This is a genomic window from Streptomyces sp. NBC_00727 (assembly GCF_045161745.1).
Lineage (GTDB): Bacteria > Actinomycetota > Actinomycetes > Streptomycetales > Streptomycetaceae > Streptomyces.
Genome location: NZ_CP108981.1, coordinates 1,880,207 through 1,901,554 on the forward strand (window position 1 = coordinate 1,880,207; position 21,348 = coordinate 1,901,554).

The following is a 21,348-nucleotide window of genomic DNA, read 5'->3' on the forward strand; positions in this document are numbered from 1 at the left end:
GCAGAATCCTGGACCGTGACGATCTCCGCTCGCGCCCTCAACCGGGCGACCCTCAGCCGTCAACTTCTTCTGGCCCGCGAGCCGCTGACCGCGGCCGAGGGGGTGCGGCGGGTGGTCGCGCTCCAGGCCCAGCACCCGGCCTCGCCGTACATCGCCCTGTGGAACCGCCTCACGGGCTTCACCCCGGAAGCACTCGACGCGGCCTTCGCCGAGCGGTCGGTGGTGAAGGGGACGCTCATGCGGATCACGCTGCACGCGGTGCACGCCGATGACTACGCGGCGTTCCGGGCGGCGATGCAGCCTGTGCTGTACGGCTCGCGGATGGGCCCCCGGTTCACCGTGTCGGGGCTCACTCCGGCGGACGGGGAGGAACTGGTGGCGCGGGTCATGGAGTTCGCCCGTTCGCCGAGGTCGTCGGCCGAGATGCAGGCGTGGCTGGCGGAGCTGTACGGCGCGGAGCGCAAGGACGCGGTGTGGTGGGGCATGAAGGCGTACGCGCCGCTGCACCACGTCCCGACCGGCCCGCCGTGGTCCTTCGGCGCACGCCCCTCCTTCGTGGCGGCGGGCCCCGGTCCCGCGTCCCGGGGCCGGACGGTGGACCGGGAGGCGCTGCGTGCCCTGGTCCTGCGGTATCTGGCCGGGTTCGGTCCGGCGTCGGTCCTGGACGTGGCGCAGTTCTCGATGGTGGGGCGGGCGCCGGCCCGGGCGGCGCTGCACGCCCTGACGGACGAGGTGGAGCGGCTGGAGGGGCCGGGCGGGGAGGCGCTGTTCGACCTCCCGGGCGCCTCCCGGCCGGATGCCGGAACCCCGGCCCCGGCCCGGCTCATGGCGATGTGGGACAGCACGCTGCTGGCGTACGCGGACCGGGGCCGGGTGATACCTCCGGAGTACCGCCCGCTGGTGATCCGGCGCAACGGCGACGTCCTGCCGGCCCTGCTGGTGGACGGCCATGTCGCGGGCGTGTGGCGCCCGACGGCCGAGGGCGTCGAGGCCACGGCGTTCCACCCGCTGCCGGCGGCCGTCTGGGACGAACTGGGCGCGGAGGCCGAGGCGTTGACCGCGTTCCTCGGCGCCCGTGAGCGTACGGTCTACAGCCGCTACCACCACTGGTGGGCCAAGCTGCCGGACGCGGACGTGCGGATGCTCTAGGAGCGGCTCACCGGGGGTGGGTGCGGGGCTCGGAAGGTGAAGGCGTCGGGGGTGTCGCCCTTCGCGCGGAGCAGGGCGACCCGGTCCATCGCCTCCCGCACGCTCGGGCGGTGGCCGGCCGGAACCCACCACAGGGCCATGTGGTGGTCGGCGAGGCGCTCGAACCATTCGCGGCGGCGGGCCAGGACCCTGAGGTGGTCGCTGCGATAGACGTACGCCTTCAGCGCGTCGACCGATTCCCAGACCGAGCAGTTGATGAGGAAGAGGTCGTCCTCCGCCTCGGGGCGCAGGCTCGTGGCATCGGCCCCCTCGTCGTCGACCATGCGCCAGACGAAGCCGGGGGCTCCGTCGGCGAGGGCGTTGATCTCCGGGAGCTGGGCGACGAAGTCGGCGAGCTGGGGGCTGTCGAGCGGGGCGAGGATGCGCCCGACGTTGACCTGGGCGAGGTGGAAGTCGTTCACGGGCCAAGCATGGCCGGGTGAACCTTCTAAAGTCAACGGATTCTTTTTTAGACTTGGGCGGCCCCATCGGGCCCCTCGACCGCGACGCAACACCCTTCCGGCAGCGGGTCCATGGCGGCGCTCCAGCCCTCGGCGAGCAGCCCTTGGACGCCGGCGAGGTTCATCCCGCAGACCAGGGCCGGGAATTGCTCCGCCAGGGCGTGGAACGGGCAGTTGTTCAGCCGGAGTCTGCCGCAGTCCCAGTAAGGCTCGTAGCCGCGTTCCCGCAGCGCCTCGACGGGGTCGGCCGCGCCCGCCGCCTCTCCGGCCGCCCGCGCCGCCGCCTGCAACTCCGCGTCGAGCCCGGCCCGTTCGACCACCTCGGCGAGCAACTGGCTCACGGTGTCGTAGGAACGCGGCGGTACGGAGACGGCGTGCTCGCCGTCCGCCCGCCGGTACAGCTTGGAGGGCCGCCCGGAGCCGGGCCCGGTGCGGCCGGAGAGCCGCCGGAAGCCGGCCTCCAGGAGCCCGGCGTCCACCAGTTTGTCCAGGTGGAAAGCGGCCACCGCCCGGGTCACCCCGACCGCGTCCGCCGCCGCGTCCCGCGTGACGTCGCCGGGGGCGGCGGCGACGTGGCGGTACAGGCCGCGGCGCACGGGGTCCCCGAGGGCGGCCAGGGCGTCCAGGGCGTCGTCGTCACTGCTCACGACGGCGAGTCTAGGCCGCACGCCCCTCGGGGGCGCTGCCCCCGAACCCCCGCTCCTCAATCGCCGGAGGGGCTTGATTGTGGCGCGGCCAATGTCAGCCCCGCCGGCGATTGAGGCGCGAGGCCCGGAACAACGCCCCGAAACCCAGCCCCACCGACGCTTGAAGCCCGAGGCCCGGAACAGCGCCCCGAAACCCAGCCCCGCCGGCGATTGAGGCGCGGGGTCCGGGGCGGCGCCCCGGTTCCGGGGAGGGGCGCGTGGGGGAACGGGCCCGCCGCAGGTGCACCCCTCACGGCCCCGGCCCCGCCCGCTAGACTGTGCGAGTCGTCATCATGCCCGTTCAGGGGGAAGCCGGTGCAAATCCGGCACTGACCCGCAGCCGTGACCGCCGCCGAGGCGGAAGTCGGAATGCCCTGTCCGAGTCGTGACCGGCTCGCGCCGTCGGGACCCCCCGGCGGCCGGCACCGTCGAGGTATACGGAGCCGGAGCCTGGTGCCGTGTGTGCCTGTGCCCGGTCCCCCCAGGAGAGGCACCGCCCGCCATGACCGTACGCCGCAGCGCCGCCGCGCTCGCCGCCACCGCCGCCGCGCTCTGCGCGGCCGCCGCCCCGGCCGCCGTCGCCGCGCCGTCTCCGTCCCCCCCGGCCGCGCTGCCCTCCGGGCTCTACGGCACGAGTGACCCGACGTACGACGGGGTGTGGCGGCAGTCGCTCGCGTTCCTCGCTCAGCAGGCCGTGGGCGTGACGCCCGCCGCGAAGGCGGTGGACTGGCTGACCGGTCAGCAGTGCGACAGCGGCGCGTTCGCCGCGTACCGTGCGGACGCCTCCGTACCCTGCAACGACAAGACGGTCGCCGACACCAACGCGACGGCCGCCGCGGCCCAGGCCCTGCGCGCGATCGGCGGGCACCAGGACGCCCTGGCGAACGCGGTCAGCTGGCTCAGGTCCGTCCAGAACGAGGACGGCGGCTGGGGCTACACCGCCGGCAGCCCCAGTGACGCGAACTCCACCTCCATCGTGATCGGCACCCTCGCACGGGCCGGCGAGAAGCTGGGCGACGTGACGACGCACGGCGGCAAGACCCCGTACGCCGCACTGCTCGGCTTCTCCATCCCCTGCGGCGGCAAGGACGGCGGCGCGTTCGCCTACCAGCCCGACAAGGCCGGCAAGCTCGCCGCCAACGGTGACGCGACGGCCGCCGGTGTCCTCGGCGCCCTCGGCAAGGGCCTGGTCGTCCCGGACAGCGCGGCCGTGAAGGACCCCGCCTGCCACAACGGCTCCCCGCTGAAGCCCGAACAGGCCGCGCAGAACGGCGCCGCCTACCTCACCACCGCCCTCGCGAAGAGCGGCCACCTCGACCAGCCGCCGATGCCGGGCGCGGAGGACAGCGAGCCGCAGCCCGACTTCGGCAACACCGCCGACGCGGTCGTCGCGCTGGCCGCCGCCGGCCACAAGGACAAGGCCGCCGCCTCCGTCAGCTGGCTGGAGAAGAACTCCGCGGCCTGGGCGAAGCAGGCCGGCCCCGCCGCGTACGCCCAGCTCATCCTGGCCGCGCAGGCGACCGGCACCGACGTCCACGACTTCGGCGGCGCCGACCTCGTCTCCCAGCTGAACGCGACCGGCCCCGCGCCGGCCGCCGTGGAGACGCCGAAGCCGACGGCCACCGAGGAGGAGCAGAAGGACAGCGGCGACGGCGACGGCATCGGCGGCGTCTGGTGGTTCGTCGGCATCGGCCTCGCGGTCGGCGCGGGCGCCGGCTTCCTGATCAGCGGCCGCCGCAAGAACCAGCAGCCGTGAGGGCCCGCCGAGTGGCACGGGCGGCCGCGCTCCTGGTCGTCGGTGCCGTGCTGGCCGTGCTCGGCGCGGGCACGGCGCAGGCGGCGGGCTACCGCTACTGGTCGTTCTGGGAGGGCTCGGCGAGCGGCTGGTCGTACGCCACCCAGGGGCCGTCGCTCGTACGGCCCGAGGACGGCTCGGTGCAGGGCTTCCGCTTCTCCGTGAGCGCGGACTCGCGGGACGCCTCCAAGCCGCGCCGCGCCCCCGACTTCGCGAAGATCTGCGCGGACACCCCGGCGAAGGACGGCAGCAAGCGCGTCGCCCTCGTCATCGACCCGGGCAGCGCGGCCGACGCGCCGGACGGGGAGACCCCGCCCGCGCTGCGGACCGCCTGCGCGCGGGTCGCGGCGGACGCGAGCAGCGCCGAGGCCCTGGCCGCGGTGGCCAAGCCACTGCGCTACGACACGAGCGCCATGCTCTGCGCGATCTCCGGCTACCCGGCCACGGGCTGCGGCGAGCAGGTCTCCGGGCAGGGGAACGGCGGCTCGGACGGCGGCAGCAAGGCCGCCCCCACCTCGGCATCCGCCGCCTCCTCCGGCGACGGCAACGGTGATGACGGCGGCGGCCCGTCCGCCGGGGTCCTCGTCGGGACCGGCGCCGTGCTGCTCCTCGGCATCGCCGCAGTCGCACAGGCCCGCCGCCGCCGCGGATGACCGGCCCGACAGCCGGCCGCACGGACCCGACGACACCCCGGCTCCCCGCCTGGCGCGCCCCCGCCGCCACCCGCTCCAACGCGCTGCCGGCCGGGGCGTGGTGGCTGTGGGCTCTGGGCCTGGCCACCGCCGCCTCCCGGACCACCAACCCGCTGCTGCTCGGCCTGCTGGTCGGCGTCGCCGGGTACGTGGTGGCCGCGCGCCGCACGGACGCGCCGTGGGCCAGGTCGTACGGGATGTTCATCCGGATCGGGCTGTTCGTGATCGCGGTCCGGCTGCTGTTCTCCGTCTTCCTCGGCTCTCCGATCCCCGGCACGCACACCCTCTTCACGCTGCCCGAGGTGCCGCTGCCCGACTGGGCGAAGGGCGTCCGGATCGGCGGCCGGGTCACCGCGGAGCAGCTGGTGTTCGCGCTGTACGACGGGGCGAAGCTGGCGGCCCTGCTGATCTGCGTCGGCGCGGCGAACTCCCTCGCCAACCCGGCCCGGCTGCTGAAGTCGCTGCCCGGCGCGCTGTACGAGGCCGGGGTGGCCGTCGTCGTGGCGATGACGTTCGCGCCGAACATGGTCGCCGACGTGCTGCGGCTGCGCACCGCCCGCCGGCTGCGCGGCCGGCCGACCGGCGGGGTGCGGGCCGTGCTCCAGATCGGGCTGCCGGTGCTTGAGGGCGCCCTCGAACGGTCGGTCGCCGTGGCCGCCTCCATGGACGCGCGCGGCTACGGGCGCACCGCCCGGGTCCCGGCCGCCGTCCGGCACACCACGAACGTGCTCACGCTCGGCGGGCTGCTCGGCGTGTGCGCCGGTACGTACGGACTGCTGGCCGCCGAGGGCGCCGGCTACGGGGTGCCGCTGCTCGTCGCCGGTCTCGCCGCCGCGATGGCGGGACTCCGGCTGGGCGGGGCGCGTTCGGCACGGACCCGCTACCGGCCCGACCGGTGGGGCGTACGGGCCTGGCTGGTCGCCGGGTCCGGCGCGGCGGTCGCGGCGGCGATGATCTGGGCCGGGAACGCCGATCCGGCCGCGCTGCACCCCGGGGTCGTACCGCTCACCGCCCCCGTGCTGCCGCTGTGGCCGGCCGCCGCCGTGCTGCTCGGGCTGCTGCCGGCGGTGGTCGCGCCCGTCCCGCCCTCCCCCACAGGCTTCGAGGAGCAGGTGTGATCCGGTTCGACGATGTTTCGGTGCGGTACGAGGGGGCCGTGCGCCCCACCCTGTCCGGGGTCGACCTGATGGTCCCGGAGGGTGAGCTGGTGCTGCTCGTCGGTCCTTCCGGGGTCGGCAAGTCGACGCTGCTCGGTGCCGTCTCGGGTCTGGTGCCGCACTTCACGGGCGGCACGCTGACCGGGCGGGTCACCGTGGACGGCCGTGACACCCGGACGCACAAGCCGAGGGAGCTCGCGGACCTGGTCGGCACGGTGGGCCAGGACCCCCTGGCGCACTTCGTGACCGACACGGTCGAGGACGAGCTGGCCTACGGCATGGAGTCGCTGGGCCTGGCCCCGGACGTGATGCGGCGGCGGGTAGAGGAGACCCTCGACCTGCTGGGCCTGGCCGGGCTGCGCGACCGCCCGATCGCCACCCTGTCCGGGGGCCAGCAGCAGCGCGTCGCGATCGGCTCGGTCCTCACCCCGCACCCCCGGGTCCTGGTCCTCGACGAGCCGACGTCCGCGCTGGACCCGGCGGCGGCCGAGGAGGTCCTCGCGGTCCTCCAGCGGCTCGTCCACGACCTGGGCACTACGGTCCTGATGGCGGAGCACCGGCTGGAACGCGTGGTGCAGTACGCGGACCAGGTCGTCCTGCTCCCCTCGCCGGGCGCCACCCCCGTGCTGGGGGCGCCCGCCGACGTCATGGCCGTCTCCCCGGTGTACCCGCCGGTCGTCGCGCTCGGCCGCCTCGCGGACTGGGACCCGCTGCCGCTCACGGTCCGGGACGCGCGGCGGCGGGCCGGCGGTCTGCGCGACCGGCTGGCGGACGTGGCGCCGGGACGCCAGGCCCCGGACGCGCCCGGCGCCCCCGCGGCCCCCCTTCCGCCCCGCCCCGCCCCAGGCCGGGGCGCCCTCGCCCGGCTGTTCCGGCGTGACCCGCAGGAGGCCCCCGAACCCGCCACCGGCGCCCCCGCCGCCCCCGCCGCCCGGGCGGAACGGCTCGGCGTGCGGCGCGGCCGGGTCGAGGCGCTGCGCCGGGTGACGCTCACCGTCCGGGCCGGCGAGACCGTGGCCCTGATGGGGCGCAACGGCGCGGGCAAGTCCACGCTGCTCGGCGCCCTCGTCGGCATGGTCGAGCCCACCTCCGGCACCGTCCTGACCGGCGGCCTGGCCCCGTACCGCACCCCGCCGCGCGAGATGGTGCGCCGCGTCGGCCTCGTACCGCAGGAACCGCGCGACCTGCTGTACGCGGACACGGTCGCCGCCGAGTGCGCGGCGGCCGACGCCGACGCCGGGGCGGAGCCGGGCAGTTGCAGGGCACTGGTCTCCGAGCTGCTGCCGGGGGTCGCCGACGACACGCACCCCCGCGACCTGTCCGAGGGGCAGCGCCTCGCGCTGGCCCTGGCCCTCGTGCTCACCGCCCGGCCGCCGCTGCTCCTGCTCGACGAGCCGACCCGGGGCCTGGACTACGCGGCGAAGGCCCGGCTGGTCGGGGTGCTGCGCGCACTGGCCGCCGAGGGCCACGCCATCGTGCTCGCCACCCATGACGTGGAGCTGGCCGCCGAGCTGGCGCACCGGGTGGTGATCCTCGCCGACGGGGAGGTCGTCGCGGACGGGCCGACCGCCGAGGTCGTGGTGTCCTCGCCCGCGTTCTCACCGCAGACCGCCAAGGTCCTCGCCCCGCAGGAATGGCTCACCGTCTCCCAGGTGCGCGCGGCCCTGGGGGGTGGCGCGTGAGCGGCGTGCGGAGGCGCGGCCGCCCGGTCAGGCTGGGCCCCCGGGCGATCGTCGCGCTGGTGCTGATCAGCGCCATCGGGATCGCCGCCTTCGGGTGGCCGCTGCTCGCGGACCGGGATTCGGGGCTCGCGCACGCGCAGGACGCGCCGTGGCTGTTCGCCGCGCTGCTGCCGCTGCTGGTCGGGGTGGTGGTCGCGATGATCGCGGACGCCGGGCTCGACGCGAAGGCGGTGGCGATGCTGGGGGTGCTGGCCGCGGTCGGGGCGGCGCTGCGCCCGCTGGGGGCGGGCACGGCGGGGCTGGAGCCGATGTTCTTCCTGATGGTGCTGAGCGGGCGGGTGCTGGGGCCGGGCTTCGGCTTCGTGCTGGGGTCCGTGACGATGTTCGCCTCCGCGCTGCTGACCGGCGGGGTGGGGCCGTGGATGCCGTTCCAGATGCTGTCGATGAGCTGGTTCGCGATGGGCGCGGGCCTGCTGCCGGGCCCGGACCGGCTGCGCGGGCGCGGCGAGCTCCTGATGCTGGCGGCGTACGGGGCGGTCGCGTCGTTCTCGTACGGGACGATCATGAATCTGTACGGGTGGACGATCGTGCCGGGTCTCGCCTCGGGCATCTCGTTCCGGCCGGGCGACCCGCTGGGCGAGAACCTGGTCCGCTTCCTCGCGTACTGCGCGACGACCTCGCTCGGCTGGGACCTGGGCCGGGCCGTGCTCACGGTCGTCCTCACGCTGACGGTCGGGGCGCCGCTGCTGAAGGCGCTGCGGCGGGCCACCCGGCGCGCTTCCTTCGAGGCCCAGGTCACATTCGAGGCCCGTGGCGAGTGAGGGCACCCACAGGACCTTGGTCCCGTACGAAGCGGAATAGGAGCCGGGCACGCGGCTTCTGCGCCCCTTCAACACCCCCGCGACCTGCTACGGAGCGGTTTGAGCCGGTTCGGGCCCTTCGGCCCGGGGTGCGAGGCGGGGTCGTATCAGGGGTCGTTGCCACGGCCGAACGGCGCCGCTAAGACTGGATCTCGTCGCCGAGCACCGCAGGGTCCTCACCGGGATCGCGGTCAACGAGCGCCGGTCCACGCATGATTCGGACCGAGCCCGCGACTCCCCCGTTCCCGACCGTTAGGTTCCCTGTGTCGTTCGCCCGTAACCTCATCTCCACGCCCCGCACCGCCCGTCGCAAGGCCGCCGTCGCCGGCGCCACCGTGCTTCTCGGAGCCACCGGCATCGGCTTGGGCGTCTCCCCGGCCATGGCGGCCCCGACCGCCGCGCCGACGTCCGCGGGCAGTGCCCAGGACACGGCGAAGCAGATGATCGGTGACGACGCCCAGTTCCAGTGCTTCAGCAACATCGTCAGCCACGAGAGCGGCTGGAACCCGTCCGCCACCAACGCCTCCTCCGGTGCCTACGGCCTGGTCCAGGCGCTGCCCGGCTCGAAGATGGCGTCCGCCGGCTCCGACTGGAAAACCAACCCCGGCACGCAGATCAAGTGGGGCATGGACTACATGAACTCCCGCTACGGCAGCCCCTGTGGCGCCTGGTCCTTCTGGCAGGCCCACAACTGGTACTGAGCCGGCCCGGCTCGAACCAGTGCCCCCGATGCCCCGACCGCCCCGCGGCCGGGGCATCGGCATGTCCGGGCAGCGGTACGCGCATCCGCACCCCCGTCCGCATGCCGGACAGGCGTACGGGGATCATGGCGGCCATGCATGCCCTGCTCTCCGCCTTCGCCCCCATCTGGGTGCTGACCGGCATCGGTTACGCGGTCGGGCGCGGCGGGCTGCTCGGGGAGCAGGCGGAGGCCGTGCTCGGCAGGTTCGTCTTCCACGTCGCCATGCCGGCCGCCCTGTTCACCATGGTGTCGGGGGCGAGCCCGGACGTCTTCGGTCATCCGTCGATGATGGCGTTCGCGGCGAGCACCGCCGTGGCCGCCGGGTCCGGGTTCGTGCTGGTGCGGCGGGTGTTCGGCCGGGGGCGGGCGGACGCGGCGATCGGCGCCATGTCCTCGGGCCACGTGAACTCCGCCAACCTCGGCATCCCGGTGGCGGTGCAGGTGCTCGGCGACGCGTCGTTCGTCGCGCAGGTCATCCTCTTCCAGGTGCTGGTGCTCTCACCGGTGATCCTGACCCTGCTGGACTCGGGGACCCGCGGGAAGGACGGGCGGCGCCCCGGCGGCGGGTTCCGGCGGATGCTGACCATGCCCGTGCGCAACCCGATCATCCTGGCCTCGCTGCTCGGCGTGGCCGTCTCCGCGACCGGGCTGCGGCTGCCGGCCGCCCTGACGCACCCCTGCGACGTGCTGGGCGCGGCGGCGGTGCCGACGGCCCTCATCACGCTCGGCCTGTCGCTGCACCGGGGCCCGGGCGGCGGGAGCCGGGCGCGCGGGGGCCGGGCGCGCGGGGACCGGGCGGAGACCGCGGTCGTGGTCGCCGTGAAGACGCTGGGGCAGCCGCTGGCCGCGCTGCTCGTCGCGGGTCCGCTGCTCCACCTCCCGGACCACCAGCTGCTCGCGGTGGTGCTGTGCGCGGCGCTGCCGACGGCGCAGAACTCCTTCATCTACGCGCGCGAGTACGGCCTGGACACCGGCCTCGCCCGGGACGCGGTCGTAACCTCCACTCTGGTGTCGATGGTCACGCTGTCGGTGGCCACCTGGGCGCTGGGGCCGTAGGGGGTGTCACGTCGCCTTGGGCTTGCCCGCCACCGCCTCGCCGTCCGCCTCCGGGGCGGCGGCGGGAGCGGGCACCCGGGCCGCCCTCCCCTCCGGCGTCTCAGGCGTCACCCGCAACCGGCGCGGGCCGGCGAGCACGTACGCGATGAGGAAGCCGAGCGCGACGACCGCTGCCCCGCCCACCGCGTCCAGCACCCAGTGGTTGGCGGTCGCGACGATCGCGGAGACCGTGAACAGCGGATGCAGCACCCCGAGCGCCTTCATCCACGCCTTCGGGGCGAGCAGCACGATGATCACCCCGCACCACAGGGACCAGCCGAAGTGCAGCGAGGGCATCGCCGCGTACTGGTTGGTCATCGCCGTCAGCGCCCCGTAGTCCGGCTCGGCGAAGTCCTGGACCCCGTGGACGGTGTCGATGAAGCCGAGCCCGGACATCAGCCGCGGCGGGGCCAGCGGGTAGAGCCAGAAGCCTACGAGCGCGAGGAGCGTGGCGAAGCCGAGGGTGGAGCGCGCCCAGCGGTAGTCGGCGGGGCGGCGTACGTACAGCACGGCGAGGATCGCCAGCGGGACGACGAAGTGGAACGTCGAGTAGTAGTAGTCGAAGAAGTCCCGCAGCCGGCCGACGCCCGCGACCGCGTGGTTGATCCGGTGCTCGACGTCGATGTGCAGCCACTGTTCGACCGAGTGGATCTGCCGCCCGTGCCGCTCGGCGGTGGCCCGCCCGGCCGTGGCGGCCAGCCTGACGTGCGCGTACGCGGAGTAGACGACCCGGATCAGCAGGAGTTCGAGGAGCAGGTTGGGCCGGCTGAGCACCCGCCGCCAGAACGGCAGCAGCGGCACCCGGCTCCAGCGGGCCGGGACGGGCCGCGCGTACGCGGTGGGCACGGGCCGCTGCCAGTACGGGGAGGTGCGCGGCAGGAACGGGGCGGCGCAGGCGGCCCCGAGCGCGGCGAGCAGCAGCACGTTGTCGCGTACCGGGAACACCGCCCCGATGTTCGGCAGCAGCATCGTGCCCGGCAGGGTGGTGACCAGGACCACGAAGGCCGGCCAGACCGGCCGGTCCGAGGCGCGCCGCCCCACCCGGCCGGCCACGGCCAGCAGCACCCACAGCAGCTGGTGCTGCCAGGCGGTCGGTGACACGGCGACCGCGACGCAGCCGGTCACGGCCACGGCGAGCAGCAGCTGTCCGTCGCGGGCGTAGCGCGCGGCACGGCGCAGGCCGGTGACGCAGACGGCGGCGGCCAGCGCGAGGAACAGCGCGATCTCCAGCGGCCCGGCGAGGCCGAGGCGCAGCAGCGCGCCGTGCAGCGACTGGTTGGCGAGGCTGTCCGCCTGGTCTCCGAGGCCGGCCCCGGCGACGTGGTGCACCCAGTAGGTCCACGAGTCGTGCGGCATCGCGGCCCACGCCAGGGCCGTGCACGCGGCGAACGCGGCGGCGGCGGTGAGCGCGCAGCGGCGCCTGCGGGTGAGCCACAGCAGGAGGGCGAAGAGCAGCACGGTCGGCTGGAGGGCCGCGGCCACCCCGATGAGAATCCCGGCTTCGCGTTCCCCCCGGACGGCGAAGAGGCCGACGAGGACCAGGAGGACGGGCAGGATGCTGACCTGGCCGAGGTGGAACGCGTTGCGCACCGGCAGCGACAGCATCAGCAGGCTGATCGTGACGGGCGCGGCGAGCAGGGCCGTGCGCCGGCCGACCGGGCCGGGCAGGGCGCGGGCCGCGACCACTCCGAGGGCGGCGACGAGCAGCAGCGAGCCGAAGGTCCAGGCGACGCCGAGGCTCTGTTCGGCGGTGCGGGTGAGCGGCTTGAGGACGAGCCCGGCGAAGGGGGTTCCGGTGAAGCGGTCGGTGTCGTAGAGCGAGCCGTTCACGTGGAGCACACCGTTCTCGCCGATCCAGGTCTCCAGATCGGTGAGCCGTTCGCCCGGCGGCTGCCGCAGCACCACCGCCATCTGCCGGACTGCCAGTGCGGCGACGACCAGCCAGAGCACCGCCCGTGCCGCCCCGGTCCTCGTTCCCGCCGTCGCGCTTCCGCTCCCACCGTGCTCCGCGTTCGCCACGCTGTGCCGACCCTCCCAAGGTCTGTTGCCGGTCAATTGCCCGGCTTGTGTGAAACCTTCGCATTGCGTCATGAGGTAGACCCAATCAACCCGCTTTGTGCCCGGCTGTCACTCCGCTTCGTCGGAAAGTCCGCCCGGCCGGGCGGACCGCACCGGCCGGAACCGGCGGGGGCCCACGCACGTCTGAGCCCGTGATCAGTAACGACGGGGAGGGCGGAAGATGCGCGGCGCGGGGAGAGAACGAAGAGCGAGGAGCTGGGCGGTCCGTGCGCTCTCCCTGGCCCTGATGCTGGTGTCGTTGCAGCTGGAGTCGCTGATCGCACCCGCGTACGCCTGCGGTTGCGGGGCGATGGTGGTGCACCGGGACAGCCGGGTCGAGGTCGCCCGGGAGACGTCGGCGGTGGGCTGGGACGGCAGCACCGAGCAGATCGTGATGCAGCTGAGCGTCCGGGGGAACGCGCCCGACGCGGCCTGGATCATGCCGGTCCCGCACCGCGCCACGGTCGAGCTGGGTGACGCGGCGCTGTTCACGGAGCTCGGGGCGATCACCGCGCCGGTGCACGAGGAACGGCACTACTTCTGGCCCCGCGGGGAGGACTGGCCGTTCCACGGCTCCGACGGCGGCGCCGGCGACCGCGCCGCCGCCCCCGGGGCCGCCGCGCCGGTCGACGTGGTCGGCCGCGAGCGGCTCGGGCCGTTCGACGTGGCGCGGCTGACGGCGACCGACCCGGAGGCGCTGGAGGGCTGGCTGAAGGAGAACGGCTTCGAACTGCCGGACCGCCTGGCCACGGCCCTGCGCCCGTACGTCGAGCAGAAGTGGGAGTACGTGGCGGTGCGCCTCGCACCGGAGGAGCGGGGAAGCCTGCTGAGCGGGACGCTCGAACCGTTGCGGCTGCGGTTCGCCAGCGACCGGCTGGTCTATCCGATGCGCCTGTCCGAGCTGGCCGCGACCCCGCAGACCCTCGACCTGTACGTGCTGGCCGACCACCGGATGGAACCGCGCGGCGCGATCGGCGGACGGCCGCCGAAGGTCGCGTACGCGGGCCGGGTGGACCCCGCGAAGGAGCGGTACGAGGCGCTGTCGGCGGTCACGGGCGACAAGCCGGTCTTCGTGACGGCGATCGACCAGTACTTCCCGTCGCCGGAGCGGATCGACGGCGACCACGAACTGCGGGCGACCGCGGAGGACACCCCGTACCGGACCGTGGTCTACCGGGACACGCTGCTGACCTGGGGCGGCATGCCGGTCTGGCTGCTGGTGCCGCTCGGCGGCACGCTAGCGGTGGTCGTGGCCCTGCTGCTGGTGGTGCGCGCCCGGCGGCGGCGCCCGGTCCTGCCCCCGCCGCCGGTCTTCGTGCCGCCGCCGCTGCGCTAGGCGGGTGGGGAGAATGGCCCGATGACCTGGACCGTGGCACCCGAACCCTTCGACTCCCCGGACGCGGCCCTGCTCCGGCGGGACTACTACGACGAGGTGGCCAGCCGCTACTGGGGCCGTCCCGCGACGGCCGAGGAGATCCGGGACGGGCTCACCGACGACGGCGCCGAGCGGCTCACGGCCCCGACCGGTGCCTTCGTCGTCGGCCGGCACGGCGGCCGGGCGGCGGCCTGCGCGGGCCTGGTCCTCGTGGACGCGGACACGGCCGAGCTGACCCGGGTCTTCGTGCGCCCGGAGTTCCGGGGCACGGGCGGTGGCGGGCTGCTGCTCACCGCGCTGGAGGACCGGGCACGGGCCCTCGGGACGTCCCGGCTGCGGCTCGACACCCGCAACGACCTGGTCGAGGCGCGCGGCCTGTACGCGAAGCACGGTTTCCGGGAGGTCCCGGCGTTCAACCGGGGCCCCTACGCGGAGCACTGGTTCGCGAAGGAGCTGGCCCAGGGGGCGTAGGGCGTCGGCGGGGGGCTTCCCCGTACGCCTGCGGACCAATCGCGGAGCGGGTGCCCCGGAAGAGTGAAAGGCCCTAGCTAGGGCGCGTTTCGAGCGTCCCGGTACGGGTGTCCCGCCGCGTGGTCGCGCTTCGGCTCAGGGCTGTGCGGGCGCTCCTTGCTGGACCCGCTGGTCTCCCGCGTCAGCTCGGAGACCAGGGCGACCAGGTCGGTCGGCCGGTCGGGCCCCCACCAGTCGCCGAGCAGCTCGGCCAGGGAGTCCTCGCGGGCCTGGGCGAGCTTCACCACCGCCTCCGCGCCCGGTTCGGTGAGCACCATCTGCACCCCGACCCGCCGGACGAGTCCGCGCCCCTCCAGCTGCCGGGCCGCGTCGTTGATCACCCGCAGCGGTACGGGGGCCACCTCGGCGAGCCGGGCGGGCTCCACGGTGCCGTGGCGCTTGATGCGCAGCAGCATCCAGCTGGCGGCGGGCAGCAGGTCGTAGCCCGCCTTCTCGGTGATCTTGACGTAGACCTCGCGGCGGCCCTCCCGGGTGGCCAGCACGGACAGGGCCCGCGCGCACTCGTCGTACGAGGACCGCTCGACCGGGTTGGGTGCCAGGGTCTCGCTCGTATCGGGCGCCGTCACCGATCCGCGCAGCTTGTCCTCCTTGAGGAGCCAGGCGAAGAGGAAGGCGACCAGGACGACGGGTGCCGCGTACAGGAACACGTCGGTGATCGACGTCGAGTACGCCTGGAGCACCGGCCCGCGCAGGGCGGCCGGCAACTGCCCGATGGCGCGCGGATCGGCGGCCAGGCTCTTCGCGTCGAGACCGGGCGGCAGCGACCGGCCGGCGAGCGCCGCACCGAGTTTGTCGGTGAGCCGGTTGGTGAAGATGGTGCCGAAGATCGCCACACCGAACGAGGCTCCGATGGACCGGAAGAACGTCGCGCCCGAGGTCGCCACCCCGAGGTCCTGGTACGAGACGGCGTTCTGCACGACCAGGACGAGGACCTGCATCACCAGGCCGAGGCCCGCGCCGAAGACGAAGAAGTAGACGCTCATCTCCCAGGTGCTGCTGGACACCGTCAGCCGGTGCAGGAGCAGCAGCCCGATCGCGGTGATGCCGGTACCGGCGATCGGGAACACCTTCCAGCGGCCCGTACGGCTGACGATCTGCCCGGACACCGTCGAGGTGATGAGCAGCCCGAACACCATGGGCAGCATGTGGACGCCGGACATCGTCGGCGTGATGCCGTGCACCACCTGGAGGAAGGTCGGCAGATAGGTCATCGCGCCGAACATCGCGAAGCCGATGACGAAGCTGATCACGGCGACGAGGCTGAAGGTCCTGATCCGGAAGAGCTTCAGCGGCAGCACGGGCTCGGTGGCGCGCCGCTCCACGATCACGAACGCGATCAGGAGCACCACGGCCAGCACCGCGAGGCCGATGATCTTCGACGAGCCCCAGGGCCAGGTGGTGCCGCCGAGGGAGGCGACGAGGACCAGGCAGGTGGCGACCGAGGCGATGAGGAAGGTGCCCAGGTAGTCGATGGTGTGCTTCGTCCGGCGGACCGGGATGTGCAGCACGGCTGCGATCACGACCAGGGCGACGACCCCGATGGGAAGGTTGATGTAGAAGACCCAGCGCCAGGAGAGGTGCTGGGTGAAGAAGCCGCCGAGCAGCGGCCCGAGGACGCTCGTCGCTCCGAACACGGCGCCGAAGAGCCCCTGGTACTTGCCGCGTTCGCGCGGCGGGACGATGTCGCCGACGATCGCCATCGACAGGACCATGAGCCCACCGCCGCCGAGGCCCTGGAGGGCGCGGAAGCCGATCAGCTGGGGCATGTTCTGGGCGATGCCGCAGAGCGCGGAGCCGATCAGGAAGATGACGATCGCGGTCTGGAACAGCTTCTTGCGGCCGTACTGGTCGCCGAGCTTTCCCCAGAGCGGGGTCGCGGCGGTCGAGGCCAGCAGATAGGCCGTGACCACCCACGAGAGGTGTTCGAGCCCGCCGAGGTCGCTGACGATGGTGGGCAGCGCGGTGGAGACGATGGTCTGATCGAGTGCGGCGAGGAGCATGCCGAGAAGCAGTGCGCCGATCGCCACCAGGACCGACCGCGTGGAGCGGTCCCCGCCGGGGGCCTGGGCCGTGGGGCTCAGCTGCTGGGCCATGAAACATCTCCTCGGATCCGCTACACCCCCATCCTGTCCGCTCTGCCCCGTTATGGCCTGCCGGAGGGCCGGGCGATTGGGCTTCTCGGCGGCGGCCTGCATAATCGCAGGCAGTTCAAGGGGAGGGGACCCACGATGGCCGGACATATATGCCCGGAGTGCGGTACGGGGAGCAGACCGGGCGCGGGTCCGGGCTGCGCGTGCGCGAGCCGCGCGGCATACGGAGCCCCCGGCGCGCCGGGTCACGTCACCGACCCGGAACGGGCCGCCGAGCAGCAGCGCATCGCCGATGAGCACCACGCCGGCCGGTCCGCGGAGATGGCCGCCGCGGAGGACTTCGACCCCCTGCGCATCCGCCCGTACGTGACCCTGGGCGGCGACACCGTGACGGCGGCACCCACGACTCCCCCGCCGGGCGCCCCGCACGTCTACGGCCCCGAGGGCGACGCGGCGACCACGATGCCGCTGTTCCTGGACCCGGCGGACCCTCCTCCGACGGACGCCGCGCTCCTGCTCAACGGGCCCGACCCGGTGACGCCGCGCCGCCGCAGGCCCTTCGCCGCCGTGATCGCGGGGGCGGCCGTGGTCACCGTGGTGGGCACGGCGGCCTTCGTCGGCGGGCTGTTCAACGGTGACGGCAACGGGGAGGCCGATCTGGACCAGGCACTGCCGTCGACGGTGGCCAGCCTCCCGGACGAGAGCGAGCCCTCGCCGTCCACGACGCCCTCCGCCTCCGCGTCACCCTCCCGCTCGGCCTCCCCCTCCGCGACCGCCTCGGCCTCGGCGTCCAGGTCCGCGTCTCCCCCGGCGTCCACGTCCGCGTCGCCCTCCGCGTCCGCCTCCCGCTCCGCCACGGCCTCCACGTCCCCGTCGGCCACGGCGGAGAGCAGCGACCCCGCGGAGGGCCTGGCCCCGCCACAGGCGACGCCGGACGAGACCGGGACCCTGCGGCGCGGCGACCACGGGCCGGAGGTGGCGGAGCTGCAGCGCCGGCTCAAAGACCCGCGGGTCGGAACGTTCTTCGGGCCGATCGATTCCGACTACACCGACCGCGTGGAGCAAGCCGTGCACGTCTTTCAGTCATGGTGGAACGTCACCGGCGACCCGGACGGCGCCTACGGCCCGAACACCCGGCGGCGCCTCGAAGAGGCCACGCCGGAACACGACTGGCACTGACCAGTGCCGCAAGCCGCCCCCTGTGGGTGCCCGGAGGGAGCTCCGCCTCAGCCCGCAAGGCCCCGGGCCAGGGGTGGCACACCCCTGGCCCGGGGCCTTCGCGCACCCCACCCCGGCAGGGGATTCGCATTCGCGACCCCGTTTTTGTATCGTGGAGAAACAAAGTGGCCTCCGCGCGCACACCCTGACCGGCGGGCGGGGGCCGCTTGATTTCCCGCGCCGCTCACCCCCGCGGTGTTCGCTTCCCCCCGTTCTGGAGCCCGCCCATGCCGGCCACCGCCCTCACCGCCCGCGCCCTGCTGCTCGACATGGACGGCACCCTGGTGAACTCCGACGCCGTCGTGGAGCGCTGCTGGCGGCGCTGGGCACTGCGGCACGGACTGGACCCGGAAGAGGCCCTGAAGGTGGTCCACGGCCGGCAGGGCTACGCCACGATGGCGGTCCTGCTGCCGGACCGCCCGATGGAGCAGAACCACGCGGACAACCGGGTGATGCTCGCCGAGGAGACCGCCGACACCGAGGGCGTCGTCCCGGTCGGCGGAGCACCGGCCTTCATGGACGCCATCGCCGCCCTTCCGCACGCCCTCGTCACCTCGGCCGACCTCGGGCTGGCGACGGTCCGGATGACCGCGGCCGGGCTGCGGATGCCGGAGCTCCGCGTCACCGCCGAGAGCGTCGGCGCCAGCAAGCCGGACCCGGAGGGCTTCCTCAAGGGCGCGGCCTCACTGGGCTTCGAACCGGCGGACTGCGTGGTCTTCGAGGACTCCGAGGCGGGCATCGCGGCGGGCCGGGCGGCCGGCATGCGCGTCGTGGGCGTCGGCCCCCGCGCGGGTGCCCACTCACCGGACGCCCACGTGGCCGACCTTACGCAGCTGCGCGTCGAGGCCGCGGCGGACGGCGGGTTCACCCTGCGCTTCGACGCGCGGTAACCTCGCGGCGGGACATCCCGCGCCCGGCCTTCCGCGCGCACCGGGGCCGCTGACCCCCCGTCAAACACCAGCACCACGAACCTCAGTACGGCCCTCGCCCACCCCGGGCGGGGGCCTTTCGCATGCGCTCCCGCGCAGGTCACGGGCTCCGGCGATCCGCTGGACCGGCTCAACACGCCCGCGCGCACGGGCCCGTACGCCCCCCGCACCACGAAGCCCTTTGCCAGACCCCTTGATGTGACGTGCCCATGTCGCCACTCTGTTACCTGGCGCCCACCCCACGGAAACCCGGCGCCGCCACGATGGCCGAGCCGTTCATGACGGCCCGCCCATATCCCCCCACATCAAGGGAGTTCGCATGTCAGGTGTCTACGCGCGTCGCATAGCCGTCCTCACCGCATCCGCCGCCCTCGCCGTCACCACCGGCCTGCTCAACGCCCCCGGCGCCCAGGCGGCCATGCCCACTCCGGTCTCCGCGTCCACCGCCCGCACGTATCTGAGCGAGCTGACCGTGAAGGCGGAGGGCTCGTCCAGCGGCTACAGCAGGGACAAGTTCCCGCACTGGATCACCCAGTCCGGCGCCTGCAACACCCGCGAGGTCGTCCTGAAGCGGGACGGCACCAACGTCTCGCAGGACTCCAGCTGCGCCGCGACCAGCGGCAGTTGGTACTCGGAGTACGACGGGGCCACCTGGACCGCCGCATCCGATCTGGACATCGACCACATGGTCCCGCTCTCCGAGGCCTGGCGCTCGGGCGCTTCCAGCTGGACCAACACCCAACGGCAGGCGTACGCGAACGACTTGACCCGGCCGCAGCTGATCGCGGTCACGGACAACGTCAACCAGGCCAAGGGCGACAAGGACCCGGCGTCCTGGATGCCGCCGCGCGCCGCGTACAAGTGCACCTACGTGCGGGCCTGGATCCACGTGAAGCACTACTACAAGCTCACCGTCGACTCGGCCGAGAAGTCGGCCCTGCAGTCCGCGCTCAGCGGCTGCTGAACCGAGGGGCCGCCCCACGGCGCCCTCAACCCCGGTGGTCCCACCGGCCGACGCCCCGCACGAGGGCCGGCCGGCGGGACCACCGACGTGTTTTCGGCCTACTACGGCTGTTCATGACAAGCGAACAGGCACCGCACGGCCCGAAGCGCGGGCCGGCAGTCCGCCAACGGGGCGCGAGGGGTGCGGAAGTCCAGCGGGACTCCAGTGAAACCCGGGGCTGCCGTGGTCGGAGCATCAAGCGCCCGAACCCCACCCCCATGGCCGGAAAGCTGCGCCGCCATTGGTTCAGGCCAAGTACGGGAACAAGGCTGCCCAGTTCGAGGCGGTATTGGCGCGTCGACCGGCTCACATCAACCCATCACATTCCAGCCACTCGACAGAACGTTGAACTTGCAAGTATTGGTGAGGTTTACCTAATCTATGGCGCCCAGTCGGTTAACGTCCCCACCAGACCGAAGGAGCCCCTCCCCCATGACCCCACATCTGCACCGGGCCCAGCCCTACGTCCTCGCGCTCTTCCGCATCGTCGTCGGCCTGCTCTTCGCGTGCCACGGCGCCGCCTCGGTCTTCGGCATATTCGGCGGCGCCCGGGACGGCGGCTCCATACCCGCCGGCACCTGGCCCGGCTGGTACGCCGCGGTGATCCAGCTCATCGGCGGCGTGTTCGTGGCCCTGGGCCTGGGCACCCGTGTCGCCGCCCTGATCTCGTCCGGCTCCATGGCCTACGCCTACTTCACGGTCCACCAGTCCCACGCACTCCTCCCCCTGCAGAACGGCGGCGAACCCTCCGCCGTCTTCTGCTGGGTCTTCCTGCTGATCGTCTTCACCGGCCCCGGCGCCCTGGCCCTGGACGGCCTGCTCGCCGCCCGCACCCCGGACCGTCAGGACCGGGACCGCACGGCGGAACGGAACTCCCCGGTCTCCGTCTGACCCGCTCTCCCCACTCCCCCGGGCCCGCCGACCGACCGGGCCCCGTACGACCTCTCGCGTACCGCCGGGAAAACCGCTCCCCGGCGGTACGCGCTCCACCCGGCCTCGACCGGGGTGCCCAACATCACGCATATATATGGATCACCGGGTGAACGACAGGCGTACGCTGTACAGCTGAACCTGCCGCTCCTGCCGCTCCCCTGCGACATCGCGGCGTTGTCACGGATCGGGGAGTAGAAGGTGCTGGAGAGTGTGGGTGCGCTGATCGGCAGCCCATGGATCTATGTCGTTGTCGCCCTCTCCGTGCTGCTGGACGTCTTCCTCCCCGTGCTGCCCAGTGGTGTGCTGGTGATCACCGCCGCCACGGCCGCCGCCGCTGGCACCACCGGTGTGGCCGCCGACGCGGCGGGCGCCGCCCGCCATGTCACCGAGGTCCCCTCGCTGCTGGCCCTCCTGCTGTGCGCCGCCACCGCATCGGTGCTCGGCGACCTCGCCGCGTACCGGCTGGCCCGGGTCGGCGGCGAGCGGCTGGACCGCGCCATCGCCCGCTCCCGCCGCCTCACCTCCGCTCAGGAACGCCTGGGCGCCGCCCTCAGCCGGGGCGGCGGCGTCCTCGTCGTCATCGCGCGCTTCGCCCCCGCCGGGCGCTCGGTCGTCTCGCTGGGCGCGGGCGCCTCGCACCGCAAGGTGAAGGAATTCCTGCCGTGGTCCGCCGTCGCGGGCCTGGCCTGGGCCGGCTACAGCGTGGGCCTCGGCTACTTCGGCGCGCAGTGGCTGGGCGCGAGCTGGCTGGGCACGGCCGTCTCGGTCCTCGCCCTGTTCGTCGCGGGCTCCTTCGCCGCGCTGCTCATGCGCCGCCCGGCCGAGGCGGCGCGCGCCGCCTCGGCCTCCTGAC

At 73.9% G+C, this 21,348-nt stretch carries 19 protein-coding genes and 1 riboswitch; of the genes, 15 read left to right on the plus strand and 4 right to left on the minus strand.

Annotation, left to right across the window (positions count from 1 at the left end; genetic code table 11):
- Nucleotides 1-15 precede the first annotated feature (15 nt).
- Nucleotides 16-1,149, plus strand: a complete 1,134-nt coding sequence (locus tag OG242_RS08370) for a winged helix DNA-binding domain-containing protein (protein WP_405897538.1) — start codon at nt 16-18, stop codon at nt 1,147-1,149.
- On the opposite strand, the gene OG242_RS08375 is transcribed toward OG242_RS08370, so the two are convergent.
- Both OG242_RS08375 and OG242_RS08380 read right to left on the minus strand, forming a co-directional pair.
- Nucleotides 1,146-1,610, minus strand: coding sequence for a DUF3291 domain-containing protein (locus OG242_RS08375; protein WP_405897539.1), 465 nt, complete (start codon nt 1,608-1,610; stop codon nt 1,146-1,148). The two genes, OG242_RS08370 and OG242_RS08375, sit on opposite strands and share 4 nt — an antisense overlap.
- A 47-nt stretch (nt 1,611-1,657) precedes the next feature.
- Entirely contained in the window at nt 1,658-2,296 is a 639-nt protein-coding gene (locus tag OG242_RS08380) for a helix-turn-helix transcriptional regulator (RefSeq protein ID WP_405897540.1), read from the minus strand.
- Between the two features lie 342 nt (nt 2,297-2,638).
- Nucleotides 2,639-2,710: riboswitch (cobalamin riboswitch) on the plus strand.
- A gap of 127 nt (nt 2,711-2,837) precedes the next feature.
- Between OG242_RS08380 and OG242_RS08385 the strand changes: the two genes are divergently transcribed.
- The 7 genes from OG242_RS08385 to OG242_RS08415 all read left to right on the plus strand — a co-directional run bounded on the left by OG242_RS08385 (nt 2,838) and on the right by OG242_RS08415 (nt 10,319).
- On the plus strand, nt 2,838-4,091 hold the full coding sequence (locus tag OG242_RS08385; protein ID WP_405897541.1) for a prenyltransferase/squalene oxidase repeat-containing protein: 1,254 nt from the start codon (nt 2,838-2,840) through the stop codon (nt 4,089-4,091).
- The gene (locus OG242_RS08390) at nt 4,088-4,783 is read left to right on the plus strand and encodes an SCO2322 family protein (RefSeq protein ID WP_405897542.1); all 696 of its coding nucleotides are present in this window, start codon (nt 4,088-4,090) and stop codon (nt 4,781-4,783) included. Before OG242_RS08385 ends, OG242_RS08390 begins: the two co-directional genes overlap by 4 nt.
- A complete protein-coding gene (locus OG242_RS08395) occupies nt 4,780-5,940 on the plus strand; it encodes an energy-coupling factor transporter transmembrane protein EcfT (RefSeq protein ID WP_405897543.1) in 1,161 nt (386 codons plus the stop codon). The genes OG242_RS08390 and OG242_RS08395 overlap by 4 nt, the downstream gene beginning before the upstream one ends.
- Nucleotides 5,937-7,661 carry an ABC transporter ATP-binding protein gene (locus OG242_RS08400; RefSeq protein WP_405897544.1) on the plus strand — a complete coding sequence of 575 codons (1,725 nt, stop codon included), beginning with the start codon at nt 5,937-5,939 and terminating at the stop codon, nt 7,659-7,661. Before OG242_RS08395 ends, OG242_RS08400 begins: the two co-directional genes overlap by 4 nt.
- The gene (locus OG242_RS08405; RefSeq protein ID WP_405897545.1) at nt 7,613-8,482 is read left to right on the plus strand and encodes an ECF transporter S component; all 870 of its coding nucleotides are present in this window, start codon (nt 7,613-7,615) and stop codon (nt 8,480-8,482) included. The genes OG242_RS08400 and OG242_RS08405 overlap by 49 nt, the downstream gene beginning before the upstream one ends.
- Nucleotides 8,483-8,784: 302 nt before the next feature.
- The gene (locus tag OG242_RS08410) at nt 8,785-9,222 is read left to right on the plus strand and encodes a transglycosylase SLT domain-containing protein (protein ID WP_405897546.1); all 438 of its coding nucleotides are present in this window, start codon (nt 8,785-8,787) and stop codon (nt 9,220-9,222) included.
- A gap of 101 nt (nt 9,223-9,323) precedes the next feature.
- The gene (locus OG242_RS08415) at nt 9,324-10,319 is read left to right on the plus strand and encodes an AEC family transporter (RefSeq protein ID WP_405897547.1); all 996 of its coding nucleotides are present in this window, start codon (nt 9,324-9,326) and stop codon (nt 10,317-10,319) included.
- A gap of 6 nt (nt 10,320-10,325) precedes the next feature.
- Here OG242_RS08415 and OG242_RS08420 read toward each other — a convergent pair whose 3' ends face one another.
- Nucleotides 10,326-12,308 carry a bifunctional glycosyltransferase 87/phosphatase PAP2 family protein gene (locus tag OG242_RS08420; RefSeq protein WP_405901551.1) on the minus strand — a complete coding sequence of 661 codons (1,983 nt, stop codon included), beginning with the start codon at nt 12,306-12,308 and terminating at the stop codon, nt 10,326-10,328.
- Nucleotides 12,309-12,663: 355 nt separating this feature from the next.
- On the opposite strand from OG242_RS08420, the gene OG242_RS08425 reads away from it, so the two are divergent.
- Both OG242_RS08425 and OG242_RS08430 read left to right on the plus strand, forming a co-directional pair.
- Nucleotides 12,664-13,752 (plus strand): DUF2330 domain-containing protein, encoded by a 1,089-nt coding sequence (locus tag OG242_RS08425; protein WP_405901552.1) that lies wholly within the window; start codon nt 12,664-12,666, stop codon nt 13,750-13,752.
- A gap of 21 nt (nt 13,753-13,773) precedes the next feature.
- Nucleotides 13,774-14,262, plus strand: coding sequence for a GNAT family N-acetyltransferase (locus tag OG242_RS08430; protein ID WP_405897548.1), 489 nt, complete (start codon nt 13,774-13,776; stop codon nt 14,260-14,262).
- A gap of 77 nt (nt 14,263-14,339) precedes the next feature.
- Here the strand turns inward: OG242_RS08430 and OG242_RS08435 are convergent, their stop codons facing one another.
- A complete protein-coding gene (locus OG242_RS08435) occupies nt 14,340-16,415 on the minus strand; it encodes a DHA2 family efflux MFS transporter permease subunit (RefSeq protein ID WP_405897549.1) in 2,076 nt (691 codons plus the stop codon).
- Nucleotides 16,416-16,550: 135 nt separating this feature from the next.
- On the opposite strand from OG242_RS08435, the gene OG242_RS08440 reads away from it, so the two are divergent.
- From OG242_RS08440 to OG242_RS08460, 5 genes are all read left to right on the plus strand, one after another.
- Nucleotides 16,551-17,591 (plus strand): peptidoglycan-binding protein, encoded by a 1,041-nt coding sequence (locus OG242_RS08440; protein ID WP_405897550.1) that lies wholly within the window; start codon nt 16,551-16,553, stop codon nt 17,589-17,591.
- Between the two features lie 266 nt (nt 17,592-17,857).
- Entirely contained in the window at nt 17,858-18,520 is a 663-nt protein-coding gene (locus tag OG242_RS08445) for an HAD-IA family hydrolase (protein WP_405897551.1), read from the plus strand.
- 358 nt (nt 18,521-18,878) lie between these two features.
- The gene (locus OG242_RS08450) at nt 18,879-19,523 is read left to right on the plus strand and encodes an HNH endonuclease family protein (protein ID WP_405897552.1); all 645 of its coding nucleotides are present in this window, start codon (nt 18,879-18,881) and stop codon (nt 19,521-19,523) included.
- 471 nt (nt 19,524-19,994) lie between these two features.
- The gene (locus OG242_RS08455; protein WP_405897553.1) at nt 19,995-20,453 is read left to right on the plus strand and encodes a DoxX family protein; all 459 of its coding nucleotides are present in this window, start codon (nt 19,995-19,997) and stop codon (nt 20,451-20,453) included.
- 240 nt (nt 20,454-20,693) lie between these two features.
- Nucleotides 20,694-21,347 (plus strand): DedA family protein, encoded by a 654-nt coding sequence (locus OG242_RS08460; RefSeq protein WP_405897554.1) that lies wholly within the window; start codon nt 20,694-20,696, stop codon nt 21,345-21,347.
- Nucleotide 21,348: the final 1 nt, after the last annotated feature.